Here is a 1,685-nt window from a genome sequence, read left to right as displayed (position 1 = left end):
GCGAGCTGATCGAGCGACTCAAGCAGGGCAAGGTCTACATCCCTGAACAGGCCCGCGCGGCACTCGATGGGTTTTTCAGTCCGACCAATCTGTCGGCCCTGCGCGAGCTGACCTTGCAGACGGTGGCTGAGCGCATCGACCGCGATGTGCGTGAGGTCATGCGCACGCAGGGGATCGCCGGACCCTGGCCGGTGCGCGCGCGCATCCTTGTCGCCATCGATGGCGTCGGTAACGGGGAGGAGCTGGTGCGTCTCGGTCGGCGCCTCGCCGAGCGGCGTCGGGCGCCCTGGAGCGTCGTGTTCGTCGATCGCGGTGACATCGGTCCCGAACAGCAGGCCGGTGTCGAGCGCACCTTCGAGCTGGCCGCCCGTTTAGGCGGCGAACCCGTGACGCTGCGTGGCTTGGATCCCGTGGAGGAATTGCTCGCCTTCGCGCGTGAGCACAATGCCACCACGCTGGTGGTGGGGCGCAGCCGGCACCGACCCTGGGCGGGACGCTTCGGCACCACCTTGAGTCAACGCCTGTTGCGCCAGGGTGAGGAGTTCGAGATCACCTTCGTGGCCTCAAGATCCGCCCGCGTGCGCCGTCGGCGGCGCTGGCTCCGGCGACTTGAGCCCGCGCGTGACTATGTCCTGTTACTGGCCGTGGTGGCAGCGGCGACCGGGATGGCCGCCGCCATCGAGCCGCTGGTTCCCTTGCCCAGCCTGTCGCTGGTCTTCATGACCGCCGTGCTGCTGGTCGCGGTGCGCACGGCCATGCGCCCGGCATTGATCGCCGCGGTCCTGAGCGCCGCTGCTTACAACTTCTTCTTTACCGAGCCGCGTTATACCTTTGCCATGTCGCGCACGCATGAGCTGGTGACCGTCGGCTTTTTTCTGATCATGGGCTTGATCGGCGGCCAGTTGGCTGGTCGCCTGCGCCACCAGGTGCTCGCGCTGCGCGGCACCAACGAACAGACGCAACGGCTGCTGTCCCTGAGCCGCCGACTGGCGGCCGCGGTCGATCTCGCGACGGTGCATCGCGAGGCGACCCTGGCCATCGCCGAGCATCTGCACGTTCCGGTCGTGCTGCTCGCACTCGGTGATGGCGATAAGCTGGCACAGGCAGCCGCCTCACAGGACGAGCTGGAGCTCAATGACAAGGCCTGGTCGGCGGCACAATGGGCATTCGATCATCGGCAACCGAGCGGTTTTCAAACCCAAACCCTCTCGGCGATCGATTGGCGCTTTCTGCCCCTGGCCATCGACCAGGACTGCTTCGGTGTGCTCGGTGTCTACCAACCAAGCCAGGGTTTCCAGAGTGAACAACTCGCCGCCATCGACGCCCTGATCACGCAGGTGACCATGGCCATGGCGCGTACCCGCCTGGCCACCACCCTGGAGCAGGCCAAGGTCGCGGAAGAGACTGAGCGCTTGCGTTCGGCACTACTGTCATCGGTGTCCCACGACTTGCGCACCCCGCTGGCGTCGATGATCGGCGCGGCCAGCAGCTTGCGTTCGTTGGACGAAGCGCTCTCCACCAAGGACAGACACGAGCTGCTTGATTCCGTGATCAGTAATGGAATGGTCCGCCCCGCTCCTCCAACACACCCCGAGCGGGCACAATAAGCGATGATGAGAACCCATCGTCAACCAAGGTAGCGGAGCAGACCAATGACAGAGACTCACAAAGACCGGGCCATCACG

At 65.4% G+C, this 1,685-nt stretch carries 1 protein-coding gene; it reads left to right on the top strand.

Annotated features, from left to right (window positions below; translation table 11 throughout):
* Positions 1-1,607: DUF4118 domain-containing protein (locus tag CKO42_RS26425; protein ID WP_242479738.1), on the top strand; the 1,607-nt coding region annotated here is incomplete at its 5' end.
* Between the last annotated feature and the right edge of the window lie 78 nt (positions 1,608-1,685).

Source organism: Lamprobacter modestohalophilus (assembly GCF_016583905.1).
Taxonomy (GTDB): Bacteria; Pseudomonadota; Gammaproteobacteria; order Chromatiales; family Chromatiaceae; genus Lamprobacter; species Lamprobacter modestohalophilus.
This window is presented reverse-complemented; position numbering and strand designations above follow the sequence as displayed.